At 57.7% G+C, this 12,909-nt stretch carries 10 protein-coding genes; 2 read left to right on the forward strand and 8 right to left on the reverse strand.

All coding sequences use genetic code 11. The features are described 5' to 3' along the window. Positions 1-87: 87 nt before the first annotated feature. A complete protein-coding gene (locus ACM6JM_RS23720) occupies positions 88-324 on the forward strand; it encodes a hypothetical protein (protein ID WP_007959016.1) in 237 nt (78 codons plus the stop codon). Positions 325-401: 77 nt separating this feature from the next. Here the strand turns inward: ACM6JM_RS23720 and ACM6JM_RS23725 are convergent, their stop codons facing one another. Continuing rightward, entirely contained in the window at positions 402-803 is a 402-nt protein-coding gene (locus tag ACM6JM_RS23725; protein ID WP_039769793.1) for an MAPEG family protein, read from the reverse strand. After that, positions 803-1,540 (reverse strand): DUF599 domain-containing protein, encoded by a 738-nt coding sequence (locus ACM6JM_RS23730; RefSeq protein WP_011333121.1) that lies wholly within the window; start codon positions 1,538-1,540, stop codon positions 803-805. Before ACM6JM_RS23730 ends, ACM6JM_RS23725 begins: the two co-directional genes overlap by 1 nt. A 243-nt stretch (positions 1,541-1,783) precedes the next feature. On the opposite strand from ACM6JM_RS23730, the gene ACM6JM_RS23735 reads away from it, so the two are divergent. Further along, the gene (locus ACM6JM_RS23735) at positions 1,784-3,055 is read left to right on the forward strand and encodes a delta-60 repeat domain-containing protein (RefSeq protein ID WP_039769791.1); all 1,272 of its coding nucleotides are present in this window, start codon (positions 1,784-1,786) and stop codon (positions 3,053-3,055) included. 82 nt (positions 3,056-3,137) lie between these two features. Here ACM6JM_RS23735 and brnQ read toward each other — a convergent pair whose 3' ends face one another. The 6 genes from brnQ to ACM6JM_RS23765 form a co-directional block, all read right to left on the reverse strand. Then, positions 3,138-4,451: a branched-chain amino acid transport system II carrier protein gene (brnQ, locus tag ACM6JM_RS23740; RefSeq protein WP_039769790.1), complete on the reverse strand. Its 1,314-nt coding sequence runs from the start codon at positions 4,449-4,451 to the stop codon at positions 3,138-3,140. A gap of 329 nt (positions 4,452-4,780) precedes the next feature. After that, complete coding sequence (gene sucD, locus ACM6JM_RS23745) at positions 4,781-5,665, reverse strand: succinate--CoA ligase subunit alpha (protein WP_011333119.1); 885 nt, start codon at positions 5,663-5,665, stop codon at positions 4,781-4,783. Next, on the reverse strand, positions 5,665-6,831 hold the full coding sequence (gene sucC, locus ACM6JM_RS23750) for an ADP-forming succinate--CoA ligase subunit beta (RefSeq protein WP_007959029.1): 1,167 nt from the start codon (positions 6,829-6,831) through the stop codon (positions 5,665-5,667). Before sucC ends, sucD begins: the two co-directional genes overlap by 1 nt. 199 nt (positions 6,832-7,030) lie before the next feature. Next, the gene (gene lpdA / locus ACM6JM_RS23755; protein ID WP_011333117.1) at positions 7,031-8,467 is read right to left on the reverse strand and encodes a dihydrolipoyl dehydrogenase; all 1,437 of its coding nucleotides are present in this window, start codon (positions 8,465-8,467) and stop codon (positions 7,031-7,033) included. 97 nt (positions 8,468-8,564) lie between these two features. Beyond that, positions 8,565-9,788 carry a 2-oxoglutarate dehydrogenase complex dihydrolipoyllysine-residue succinyltransferase gene (gene odhB / locus ACM6JM_RS23760; RefSeq protein ID WP_039769789.1) on the reverse strand — a complete coding sequence of 408 codons (1,224 nt, stop codon included), beginning with the start codon at positions 9,786-9,788 and terminating at the stop codon, positions 8,565-8,567. A gap of 42 nt (positions 9,789-9,830) precedes the next feature. Continuing rightward, on the reverse strand, positions 9,831-12,662 hold the full coding sequence (locus ACM6JM_RS23765) for a 2-oxoglutarate dehydrogenase E1 component (RefSeq protein ID WP_039769786.1): 2,832 nt from the start codon (positions 12,660-12,662) through the stop codon (positions 9,831-9,833). Positions 12,663-12,909: the final 247 nt, after the last annotated feature.

Raw genomic sequence — 12,909 nt, forward strand, 5'->3', positions numbered from 1 at the left:
CTTATATATCTGAAAGAAATGAGGAACTTAAGCCGTGGGCCTGAGCTCTTAAGGCCAGTAGTTATTTTCCATAAGGAGAAACACCCCATGCGTAAGACTTTAGCTATTGCCTTGATGTTGACCGCTTCCCTCGGTCTCGCTGCCTGCGATAAAAAATCCGAGGACAAAGCTCAAGATGCCAACCAACATGCTGAACAAGCTCAGCAAGACATGAACAAAGCTCAGGATAAAGTGAACGACGCAGCGAAAGAAAACGCCGAAGCTGCCAAAGCTCAGGCCGAATCGAACGCTGCAGCGCAAGAAGAAGCTGCCAAGAAGCAATAAGCCGCTTCTCGACAACTCAAAAGAAAACCCGCCAAGTGCGGGTTTTCTTTTGTCTGTGATTTTTTGCCCATGCCGTCTTAGAGCAAAACAGTTCTAAAAGTCGGACTAATCATCAGCAACAATGAACACACTAAGCCGACCAGCCAGACCAGACTGCGCAGCTTGGGAAGATCCGCCAGGTAGAACCACAGATAGAAAATCCGTGAGATCACGAAGATGATCGCCAATGTATCGATCAGCCATCCCGCCGTCTGCGTGGTATGCGCCATCAGCACGCCAACGGCGAACAGGATGAACGCTTCGATGCTGTTCTGATGTGCCGCCAGTGCCCGGGCGCCGTAACCGGTGAGTTGCGCCTGCTGCTGACGCGGCAGATGGTTGTTGTAACCGCCCTGCTCTTTCATGGCCTTGCCGACCGGCATACGCGCCACGTAGATCAACAATGCACTGATAAACACACACCAGAACGGAATACTCATCAAGCAGCCTCTTTGTTCGCTTCGGGCAATGGCGCCTCTGTAGGGGTATAGACCATTACATCGAGCACGTCGGAATGAAACTCCCGGCGATACAACACCAGCACCACGCCGGCGCTCATCAACATGAACAGCCACGGGCTGACGAACCACGCCAGCATGCTCATCCCGAAGTAATAGGAACGCAGACCGAAGTTGAACTGGTTGGCCGCCATCGAAATCACCCGAGCTGCCCGCGAGGCGAACGCCTTGCGCTCCTGCTCCGAGACTTGCCGCTCACCGATCATCGGGGCCGAGCCGACCAGAATCGCGGCGAAGTTGTACTGGCGCATGCACCAGCTGAAGGTGAAGAAGGCATAGACGAACACCAGCGCCAGGCACAGCAACTTGATCTCCGACATGCCCTGCGAGGCCTGTTGCACCATCGGAATATCCGCCAGCAATGACACCGCGCGCTCGGAAGCGCCGAGCACGGTCAGAATGCCCGCCAGGATAATCAGCGTGCTGGAAGCGAAGAACGAGGCGTTGCGCTCAAGGTTGCCGATCACGCTGGCATCGGCGATGCGGTTGTCGCGCAGCAGCATGCGGCGCATCCAGTCTTCGCGGTACAGGTGCAGCACGCTGGCCAGGCACGCGGTGTCACGGCCCTTCCAAGTGGCATAACGGGTGTAACCGCCCCAGCAGATGACAAACCAGAGCGCGGCCAGCAGATGGATCAGGTTGGCTTGGATGAACGACATGCAGGTCCTTTGATGATAGCTAGGCAAGTAGCAAGAAAAGTTTCCGCGCAAGCAATAACTTCATAGTTTTACCCTCGCGACATGAACCCAGCTTGGACGCCAGATGAGCGCAAAAGGCACCGCTTATTGAGAATTCTATTGGTCGTGTGCAATCAATAGCTGTCAATTCTGACAGGTGCAAGGTGGACTTCAGCCGAGTAACGTCATTGGAGAATGACCAACTGCCATCCCGGAGCACCAACCATGTCAAAACCAGCTCAGACACGCGCGAAAAAAAGTCAGAACAACCAAGGCTTTGATCCCACGTTTGGTGAAGATGGAGTTGCCTATGATTTTTCCCTCCCAGGGAGCAACACCCTTGATATTGTGGCACGACTCGACGAAGGCAAAATCTTGATGTGGGGAAGCGTCAGATGGGAGGATCGCCTGGACTTCCAGCTGGTTCAACTCCTGGAAAACGGCACCCTGGATACCGGATTCGCCAATAACGGAATATTCACCGGCGGCTTCAAGGATGGTGCTCCCGCGTTTCCATCTGGGGCTCAACGAAATGACGACGGCAGCATTATTCTGATCGGCACCCATTATGGTACTGATGCTCAGAATCAAGCCATCCTGCGCCTTCTTTCAGATGGAACTCGTGACCAAACTTTTGGTGATGACGGCGTAGTGATCGTCCCACCGATTGCGAATCCCAATGTATTGAGCCTGATAGCGATGTCGGCAAATACCTCGAACTCTCCCCTTTCCAACGTTGCAATCGGCCCTGATGGTGCAATCGTATTCACTTCATGGACACTGATCCAAAAATTCTCACACGACGGTTCTCCAGACTTATCGTTCAATGGCAGCGGCAGTCTGAACACCAATTACCGCATCGCAGCTGTGGCCGTATCGAACGACGGAAAGATCACCATTGCAGGCTCCACATTTGACTATGAGGGCCTCATCGCCCGCTACCACCCCAATGGAACACCCGACCAGGGATTTGGGCAAAACGGCGAAATCCGAATCCGAGTGGACGGCGTATACACAGGGTTTTCGAGCATGATGCTGAATCCGGATGGCAGCGTTATTGTCGCTGGATCGCGAGATCTGAATTCGAATGACGTCTGGGGGCGTGAGCGAAGAGGCGTAATTGCTTTTTACAACGCTAATGGCAGCCCCAACCTCGTTTTCAACGGAGGCAAGCCTGTGGTCAGTGAAGCGCCAACAGGAGAGGCCAACGCATGGAGCGCGATAGGTGGAAACACAATCAGTGGAATTGTTGTTGCAGGCCTGCTCGGTCTCAGGAGTTATGAAAGTTCGCTAGTCGCCCGATACGATGTGACAGGCAAACCTGATACCACCTTCGGAACCGCTGGATTTCAAGAAACGAATATCGGGTATGATCGAGAACTATGGGAGTCAGTCGTCGTGCAACCTGACAACAAAATCATTGCATCCGGCAACTGTCGCTACCAATTCAATACGGCTACCGTCGTCCGCTATCTCGCTACCAACAATAGTGTGTGAAATACAAAAAATGCCCCGCATCGATTGATACGGGGCATTTCTGTTTAATCGCTCGGCAGCCGCTTGTGGCGGCCCGGCAGTCTTAGGCGAGTGCTTCGGCGCGCTTGCCCAGCAGGCGGTCGCAAACCACGGCAACCACCAGGGTCATCACGCACGGCACCAGCCACGCCAGACCTTGCTCGCTCAGCGGCAGGTGGGCCAGTTGCGATGGCATCCAGTCAGCCAGACCGGCGCCTTTCAGGGCATCGATGGTACCGAACACAAACGACACCAACATTACCGGGCCCATGATGCGGCTCTGTTCATGCCAGAACGCCGCACAGAAGCTCAGGGCCACCAGCACGATGCACGGCGGGTAGATCGCGGTCAGTACCGGGATCGAGAACGCGATCAGCTTGGTCAGACCCAGGTTGGACACCAGCAGCGAGAACGCCGCCAGAATGATCACCAGAGTCTTGTAGGACAGCGGCAATACGCGGCTGAAGTATTCGGCACAGGCGCAGGTCAGGCCAACCGCTGTCACCAGACACGCCAGGGAAATCAGCACGGCGAGGAAGCCACTGCCCAGCGAACCGAAGGTGTGTTGCACGTAAGCGTGCAGCACCGCCGCACCGTTGGTCGCGCCCGCCGCCACTTCATGGCTGCCGGAACCCAGACGGAACAGGCTGACATACACCAGCGCCAGACCGACACCGGCAATCAGCCCGGCAATGATCGCGTAACGGGTGATCAGCGCCGGCGACTCGACGCCACGGGAGCGGATCGCGTTGACGATGACGATGCCGAACACCAGTGCGCCGAGGGTATCCATGGTCAGGTAACCATTGATGAAGCCCTGGGAGAACGGTGCCGCAACGTATTCCGGAGTGGCCACGCCGATGTCACCGGCCGGCAGTGCGAATGCGGCGATGCCGAGCACGGCCAGAGCGATGATCTTCAGCGGCGCGAGGAAGCGACCGACGGTGTCCAGCAGACGCCCAGGGTAGAGCGAAATGAAGAACACCAGCAGGAAGTACACCGAACTGTAGAGGAACAGTGCCAGCGGGCTCTCGCCGGTCAGCGGCGCCAGACCTACTTCAAAGGAGACGGTCGCGGTTCGCGGGGTGGCGAACAATGGGCCGACGGCCAGGTAGCAAGCCGCTGCCAGTACGCCGCCAGCGATCTTGCCGATCGGGCTGCTCAGGGCGTCCATTGCGCCACCGACCTTGGCCAGTGCGACCACGGTGACCACCGGCAGACCGACCGCCGTGATCAGAAAGCCCAGCGCCGCGATCCAGACGTTAGGCCCGGACTGCAAACCGACGATAGGCGGGAAGATGATGTTGCCGGCCCCGACGAACAGGGCGAATGTCATAAAGCCAAGTGCCAGGATGTCCTGACCTTTCAAAACTTTCATTAAGGAAATACCACACTACTGAATCGGAATTTAGAGGGGGATTTCCCTGTGGGGTTAGGGAAATGCTGTCAATCCGTATAAGACTGACCCGTTTAGCGCGTTGCATGCCTTGTGGGCGGCAGACGCAAAATGGCGGCTAGCCTAACGAATTTGCCCGACAAACGCACTGTTAGAGGGCGAACTATCCGATACGCGACGTTTCTGTGTCGCTTTTTTGCATGTTATTGGGTGAGTGCTTATAAAATTGCCATCGTCCACCCGAACGCCAGAAACGACAAAGGCCACCCGAAGGTGGCCTTTGTTGCTGGAGCAGAGAAGTCAGCCGAAGCTTACTTCTTCACTTCCCAGCCAGTCAGCTCGGCCAGGGCCTTGCCGATGTCTGCCAGCGAACGCACGGTTTTCACGCCTGCGTCTTGCAGAGCAGCGAATTTCTCGTCTGCAGTGCCTTTGCCGCCGGAGATGATTGCGCCAGCATGGCCCATGCGCTTGCCCGGAGGAGCAGTCACACCAGCGATGTAGGAAACAACCGGCTTGGTCACGTTAGCCTTGATGTAGGCAGCCGCTTCTTCTTCAGCCGAACCGCCGATCTCGCCGATCATGACGATCGCTTCGGTCTTCGGGTCTTCCTGGAACAGCTTCAGGATGTCGATGAAGTTCGAACCCGGGATCGGGTCACCGCCGATGCCGACGCAAGTCGACTGACCGAAACCGGCGTCAGTGGTCTGCTTCACAGCTTCGTAGGTCAGGGTGCCGGAACGGGAAACGATACCGACCTTGCCTGGCAAGTGAATGTGACCTGGCATGATGCCGATCTTGCATTCGCCTGGGGTGATCACGCCTGGGCAGTTAGGGCCGATCAGGGTAACACCCAGCTCGTCGCACTTAACTTTGGCGTCCAGCATGTCCAGGGTAGGAATGCCTTCGGTGATGCAGACGATCAGCTTGATGCCGCCGAAAGCTGCTTCCAGGATCGAGTCCTTGCAGAAAGGAGCCGGAACGTAGATCACGCTGGCGGTGGCGCCAGTGGCTTCTACAGCTTCTTTCACGGTGTTGAACACAGGCAGGTTCAGGTGAGTGGTGCCACCTTTGCCTGGGGTCACGCCGCCAACCATTTTGGTGCCGTAGGCAATGGCTTGTTCGGAGTGGAAAGTACCCTGCGCGCCGGTGAAGCCCTGGCAGATTACTTTGGTGTCTTTATTGATCAGGACGCTCATTACTTGCCCTCCGCAGCTTTAACGACTTGTTGAGCAGCGTCGGTCAGGCTGGTAGCAGCGATGATGTTCAAACCGCTTTCTGCCAGTACTTTAGCGCCCAGTTCAGCGTTGTTGCCTTCAAGACGAACAACAACCGGGATTTTCACGCCGACTTCTTTCACTGCACCGATGATGCCTTCGGCAATCATGTCGCAACGAACGATGCCGCCGAAGATGTTAACCAGTACTGCAGCGACATTGCTGTCGGACAGAATGATCTTGAAAGCTTCGGTTACGCGTTCTTTGGTAGCACCACCACCTACGTCGAGGAAGTTGGCTGGCTTGCCGCCGTGCAGGTTGACGATGTCCATGGTACCCATGGCCAGGCCGGCACCGTTCACCATGCAGCCGATGTTGCCTTCCAGTGCTACGTAGTTCAGTTCGAACTTGGCAGCGTGCGCTTCGCGCGGATCGTCCTGCGACGGATCGTGGAAAGTCTTCAGCTTGGGCTGACGGTACATTGCGTTGGCGTCGATGTTGATCTTGGCGTCCAGGCAGTGCAGATCGCCGTCAGCCTTGATCACCAGCGGGTTCACTTCCAGCAGAGCCAGGTCGTGATCCTTGAACAGCTTGGCCAGACCTACGAAGATCTTGGCGAACTGAGCAACCTGCTTGCCTTCCAGACCCAGCTGGAATGCCAGCTCGCGACCCTGGAATGGCTGAGCGCCAACCAGTGGATCAATAGTGGCTTTCAGAATTTTTTCTGGAGTGTCGTGAGCGATTTTCTCGATGTCCACGCCACCTTCGGTGGAAGCCATGAACACGATGCGACGGCTCGAACGGTCAACGACAGCGCCCAGGTACAGCTCTTTAGCGATATCAGTGCACGATTCAACCAGGATCTTGGTGACTGGCTGGCCGTTGGCGTCAGTCTGGTAAGTCACCAGACGCTTGCCCAGCCACTGCTGTGCGAAGGCTTTGGCGTCTTCTTTGCTGCGAACCAGCTTGACGCCGCCCGCTTTACCGCGACCACCGGCGTGAACCTGGGCTTTGACAACCCACTCGTTGCCGCCGATTTTGTCGCAAGCTTCTGCTGCTGCTTCCGGGGTGTCTACTGCGAAACCAGTGGAAACTGGCAGGCCGTATTCAGCGAACAGCTGCTTACCCTGATACTCGTGAAGATTCATGCTTTTTACCGTCTTCGTTAGGTACTGCGCATTCGGCGCTGCGCTCTTTATGAGTGCCGCGCCACCTGTGACTGCTGCTTGCGTAGCCTTTCCGGATACCCGGTGCAGCTACGCAAGGCTGCGTCCAGCGGACATTCCGCGGTGAGTCTTGCACGCAAGGCTCACGACGGGCCGTACCGCCGTGGTTTCTTATTGTGTCTTAACGCTTCTTGCGGTTGGCAATGTGGATGGCGCCGCCATTCACTGCCAAAGCTGCTTCGTGCAAGGCTTCAGACAGGGTCGGATGGGAGAAAACCATCATGCCCAGGTCTTCAGCGCTGGTGCCGAATTCCATACCGATCGCGCCCTGCTGAACCAGTTCTGCAGCGCTCGGGCCAATCACGTGCACGCCCAATACGCGGTCAGTCTTGGCATCGGCGATGACCTTGACGAAACCACCGGTATCGTTGGCGGCCATGGCACGGCCGGATGCTGCGAACGGGAAGGTGCCGACGTTAACTTCAACGCCTTCAGCTTTCAAGGCCTGCTCGGTTTTACCGACCCATGCGATTTCCGGGTGAGTATAAATAACCGAAGGGATCAGGTCATAGTTCATCTGGGCCTTGTGGCCCTTGATGCGCTCTACAACCATGATGCCCTCTTCCGAGGCCTTGTGAGCCAGCATCATGCCGCGAACCACGTCACCGATGGCGTATACGCCCGGCACGGTGGTGGCGCAGTGATCGTCAACGTGCACGAAACCGCGCTCGTCCAGGGTCACGCCGCTGTCGGCAGCCAGCAGATCAGTGGTCACCGGACGGCGACCAACGGCTACGATCAGCTTGTCGAAAGTGATGGTCTGTTCGCCGTTGGCATCGGTGTAGTTCACGACGACTTCGTCGCCGTTCACTTTCGAGCCGGTTACGCGAGCGCCCAGTTTGATGTCCAGACCTTGCTTGGTCAGGGTTTTCAGCGCTTCCTTGGAAACCGCGGTGTCCGCCGCCATCAGGAAGGTGTCCAGGGCTTCCAGAACAGTCACTTCCGCACCCAGACGCGACCAGACCGAACCCAGCTCCAGACCGATCACGCCAGCGCCGATCACGCCCAGACGCTTAGGTACGGATTGGAATTCCAGAGCGCCGGTCGAATCGACGATGACTTTCTGATCGACCGGAGCCGGTGGAATGTCGATCGGACGCGAGCCTGGAGCCAGAATGACGTTTTCGGCTTCGATGACTTCAACCGAGCCGTCCGGCTTGGTGACTTCGACTTTCTTGCCGGCCAGCAGTTTGCCGTGGCCCTGGATCGAAGTAACGCCGTTGGCCTTGAACAGAGTGGCAACACCACCGGTCAGGTTCTTGACGATGCCAGCCTTGCGGCCAACCATCGCAGCGACGTCCATTTTGACTTCGCCGGTCGAGATACCGTGGACGTTGAAGCTTTCTTTCGCTTCCTTGTATTTCCAGGAGCTGTCCAGCAGCGCCTTGGAAGGAATGCAGCCTACGTTCAGGCAGGTGCCGCCCAGGGCTTGCTTGCCTTCAGCATCGGTGTACTTCTCGATGCAGGCAGTGCTCAGGCCGAGTTGCGCGGCCTTGATAGCTGCCACGTAGCCGCCAGGGCCCGCACCGATCACCACTACGTCAAATTTCTGCGACATTCAAAAAATCCTCTTTAGCGAAAAGCTTCAAGCCACAAGCTTCAAGCCAAGCCGCCCTTTCTTGCGGCTTGTTGCTCGAAGCTTGCAGCTGCTTCTATCAGATATCCAGCAATAGACGAGCCGGATCTTCCAGCAGGTTCTTGATGGTCACCAGGAAGGTTACAGCTTCTTTGCCATCGATCAGACGGTGATCGTAGGACAGTGCCAGGTACATCATCGGACGGATCACGACCTGACCGTTGATGGCCATCGGACGCTGGATAATGTTGTGCATGCCCAGAATCGCTGCCTGCGGCGGGTTGACGATCGGGGTCGACATCATCGAACCGAAAGTACCACCGTTGGTGATGGTGAAGGTGCCGCCGGTCATTTCGTCCATCGACAGTTTGCCGTCACGAGCTTTCTTGCCGAAGGTGGCGATGCCGCCTTCGATTTCAGCCAGGCTCATGTGCTCGGCGTTACGCAGAACCGGAACTACCAGGCCACGGTCGCTGGAAACAGCGACACCGATGTCGGCATAACCGTGGTAAACGATGTCGTTGCCGTCGATCGAAGCGTTGACCGCCGGGAAGCGTTTCAACGCTTCGGTGGCAGCCTTGACGAAGAACGACATGAAGCCCAGGCGTACGCCGTTGTGGGACTTCTCGAACAGGTCCTTGTACTTCGAACGCAGGGCCATGACTTCGGTCATGTCGACTTCGTTGAAAGTGGTCAGCATCGCCATGTTCGATTGAGCTTCAACCAGACGCTTGGCAACGGTGGCACGAACGCGGGTCATCGGAACGCGCTTCTCGATGCGGTCGCCAGCGGCGAACACAGGAGCGGCGGCGGCCGGAGCAGCAGCCTTGGCAGGCGCGGCAGCCGGAGCGGCTTTCTTGGCAGCAACGGCTGCAACCACGTCTTCCTTGGTCACGCGACCGCCCTTGCCGGTGCCGGCAACGGACGCGATGTTGATGCCGTTCTCTTCAGCCAGCTTGCGCGCGGCAGGAGCAGCGATCGGGTCGTCTTCGCCATCAGCGGCAGCAGGTGCAGCGGCAGCAGCGGCCGGAGCAGCAGCGGCAGCCGGAGCGGCGGCAGCAGCGCCGCCTTCAACGATGGAGCCCAGGACTTCGTCGGACAGGACGGTGTCGCCCTCGCCCTTGACGATTGCGCCCAGCACGCCGTCGGCGGTAGCCAGCACTTCCAGTACGACTTTGTCGGTTTCGATGTCGACGATCAGTTCGTCACGCTTGACGGCGTCGCCCGGTTGTTTGTGCCAGGTGGCAACGGTGCCATCGGCAACCGATTCCGGGAAAGTGGGGGCTTTGATCTCGATAGCCATTATCTGTGGTTCCTTAAATTCGGTTTCAGGTGCGCGAAGGCGTTAAACGGTAAACGCGTCTTGCAGCAGTTGTTCCTGCTGCTCGGCGTGCATCGATGCGTAACCACATGCTGGGGCAGCAGAAGCCTCACGGCCCGCGTACTCGAGTACGAGAGATTTGTTGAGGTTGCTGATGCTGCGACGCAGGTGGTGCTGGCTGCAGTACCAGGCGCCCTGGTTCATCGGCTCTTCCTGACACCACACGGCCGCTTTGGCATTGGTGTAAGGAGCCAGGACTTCTTTCAAGTCGTCCTCAGGGAATGGGTACAGCTGCTCGATACGCACGATGGCGATATCTTCGCGGCCTTCGGCACGACGTTTTTCCAGCAGGTCGTAGTAGACCTTGCCGCTGCACAGAACAACGCGCTCGACCTTTTTCGGGTCCAGGGCATCGATTTCCGGGATAACGGTCTGGAACGAACCTTCGGCCAGATCTTCCAGGGTCGAGATGGCCAGTTTGTGGCGCAGCAGCGACTTTGGAGTCAGAACGACCAATGGCTTGCGCAGCGGGCGAATCACCTGACGGCGCAGCAAGTGGTAGATCTGGGCCGGGGTGGTCGGCATGCACACCTGAATGTTGTGCTCGGCGCACAGCTGCAGGTAACGCTCAAGACGTGCCGAGCTGTGCTCAGGGCCCTGACCTTCGTAGCCGTGCGGCAGCAGCATGGTCAGACCGCAGAGACGGCCCCACTTGTGCTCGCCGCTGGTGATGAACTGGTCGATAACAACCTGTGCACCGTTGGCGAAGTCGCCAAACTGGGCTTCCCAGATCACCAGCGCGTTTGGCGTGGTGGTCGAGTAACCGTATTCGAACGCCAGTACGGCTTCTTCCGACAGGAACGAGTCGTACAGGTCGAAGCGAGGCTGACCTTCATACAGATGCTTGAGCGGAATGTAGGTACCGGCATCTTTCTGGTTGTGCAGCACAGCGTGACGGTGCGAGAACGTACCGCGGCCGATGTCCTGGCCAGTCATGCGGATCGGGTGACCTTCGAACGCCAGGGTCGCGTACGCCATGGTTTCGGCGTAACCCCAGTTGATCGGCAGGCCGCCGGCTTGCATCTTCTGACGGTCTTCGTAGATCTTCGCGACCTGACGCTGAACCACGAAGCCTTCCGGAATTTCCAGCAGCTTGGCGGACAGTTCCTGCAGGGTCTTGAGGTCGAAGCGAGTGTCGTGACGCGCAGTCCAGGCGTGGCCCAGATACGGACGCCAGTCGACGAACAGCTCTTTGTTCGGCTCTTTGACCAGCGATTTCACGACGTGCAGACCGTTGTCCAGCGCGTTGCGGTATTCGTCGACTTTCGCCTGAACACGCTCTGCGTCCAGCACACCGGCCTGGGTCAGACGATCAGCGTACAGCTCACGGGTGGTGCGCTGCTTGGTGATCTGCTGATACATCAGAGGCTGGGTGCCGCTTGGCTCGTCGGCCTCGTTGTGGCCGCGACGACGGTAGCAGACCAGGTCGATCACCACGTCACGCTTGAACTGCATGCGGTAGTCGATGGCCAGCTGGGTCACGAACAATACGGCTTCCGGATCATCACCATTCACATGGAGGATCGGCGCCTGGATCATTTTCGCGACGTCGGTGGCGTACTCGGTGGAACGCGAGTCCAGCGGGTTGCTGATGGTGAAACCGACCTGGTTGTTGATCACGATGTGCACGGTACCGCCGGTCTTGAAACCGCGGGTCTGCGACATCTGGAAGGTTTCCATGACCACGCCCTGACCTGCGAATGCAGCATCACCGTGGATGGAGATCGGCAGAACCTTCTCACCGGTCGAATCGTTGCGACGGTCCTGACGGGCGCGAACCGAACCCTCGACCACCGGGGAAACGATTTCCAGGTGGGACGGGTTGAACGCCATGGCCAGGTGAACTTCACCGCCGGTGGTCATTACGTTGGACGAGAAGCCTTGGTGGTATTTGACGTCACCGGAACCCAGCTCGACCTTCTTCTTGCCTTCGAACTCGTCGAACAGCTCGCGCGGGTTCTTGCCGAAGGTGTTGACCAGTACGTTCAGACGACCACGGTGGGCCATGCCGATGACGACTTCCTTGGTGCCGTAGGAACCGGAACGCTGAATCAGTTCGTCGAGCATCGGAATCAGGCTTTCGCCGCCTTCCAGACCGAAACGCTTGGTGCCCGGGTATTTGGTACCCAGGTATTTTTCCAGGCCTTCACCGGCCGTCACGCGCTCGAGCAGGTGGCTCTTGATGTCCGCGGAGTATTCCGGACGACCACGCACGCTTTCCAGACGCTGCTGGAACCACTGGCGCTGCTCGGAATCGGTGATGTGCGTAAATTCAGCGCCGATGGTGCGGCAATATGTCTGCTGCAACGCTTCGTGAATTTCGCGTAGGCTCGCTTCCTCTTTGCCGATGAACAGGTCGCCGGCACGGAAGGTCGTATCAAGATCGGCATTGGTCAAGCCGTAGTGATTGATCGACAGGTCTGCAGGTGCAGGACGCTGCCACAGCCCCAGCGGGTCAAGCTGGGCTGCCTGGTGGCCACGCATACGGTAGGCCTGGATCAATCGCAGCACTTCAACTTGCTTCTTCTCGTGCTCACTGCTCACGCTGCCGGCGGAAACCGGTTGGGCGCGGCGCTGGTTCTTTGCCAGCAGCACGAAATGATCGCGAATTGTGGAGTGCGAAACATCGGTGGCAGAGCTGCCGTCGGCAGGCAGCTTCTGAAAGTAGGTGCGCCACTCTTCTGGCACAGCGTTAGGGTCGTGCAGGTAGAGCTCGTAGAGCTCTTCCACATAGGCAGCGTTTCCACCTGAAAGGTAGGCGCTGTTCCACATGCGCTGCATCACGCTTTCTTGCATGCTTGGTCACCCTCGGTTAGGGGAACACCATCGGTGCCGACACCGAGCAAGCTTGCAGAAGTCCGAATGCAGCGACCAAAACAAGCCACTTAGGATCACACTGATAGTCCGGGTACCAGCCCGGATGCCCCTGCTTGTCTCATTTCTTCAAAATAAGAGCCGCAGCTTATGGCTGCTGCTCTGGTTATAGCCATGGCGCGGGTTGAAGCCCGCGCCTAAGCCCTCTGCGGGTACAGCGGTTACAGCA

The organism is Pseudomonas sp. IT-P2, from assembly GCF_949767575.1.
GTDB lineage: Bacteria > Pseudomonadota > Gammaproteobacteria > Pseudomonadales > Pseudomonadaceae > Aquipseudomonas > Aquipseudomonas pharyngis.

Excerpts from the sequence above, each read along its gene's own strand:
- ACM6JM_RS23720 (WP_007959016.1), top strand. The coding sequence starts at position 88 with ATGCGTAAGACTTTAGCTATTGCCTTGATGTTGACCGCTTCCCTCGGT.
- ACM6JM_RS23725 (WP_039769793.1), bottom strand. The coding sequence starts at position 803 with ATGAGTATTCCGTTCTGGTGTGTGTTTATCAGTGCATTGTTGATCTAC.
- ACM6JM_RS23730 (WP_011333121.1), bottom strand. The coding sequence starts at position 1,540 with ATGTCGTTCATCCAAGCCAACCTGATCCATCTGCTGGCCGCGCTCTGG.
- ACM6JM_RS23735 (WP_039769791.1), top strand. The coding sequence starts at position 1,784 with ATGTCAAAACCAGCTCAGACACGCGCGAAAAAAAGTCAGAACAACCAA.
- brnQ (WP_039769790.1), bottom strand. The coding sequence starts at position 4,451 with ATGAAAGTTTTGAAAGGTCAGGACATCCTGGCACTTGGCTTTATGACA.
- sucD (WP_011333119.1), bottom strand. The coding sequence starts at position 5,665 with ATGAGCGTCCTGATCAATAAAGACACCAAAGTAATCTGCCAGGGCTTC.
- sucC (WP_007959029.1), bottom strand. The coding sequence starts at position 6,831 with ATGAATCTTCACGAGTATCAGGGTAAGCAGCTGTTCGCTGAATACGGC.
- lpdA (WP_011333117.1), bottom strand. The coding sequence starts at position 8,467 with ATGTCGCAGAAATTTGACGTAGTGGTGATCGGTGCGGGCCCTGGCGGC.
- odhB (WP_039769789.1), bottom strand. The coding sequence starts at position 9,788 with ATGGCTATCGAGATCAAAGCCCCCACTTTCCCGGAATCGGTTGCCGAT.
- ACM6JM_RS23765 (WP_039769786.1), bottom strand. The coding sequence starts at position 12,662 with ATGCAAGAAAGCGTGATGCAGCGCATGTGGAACAGCGCCTACCTTTCA.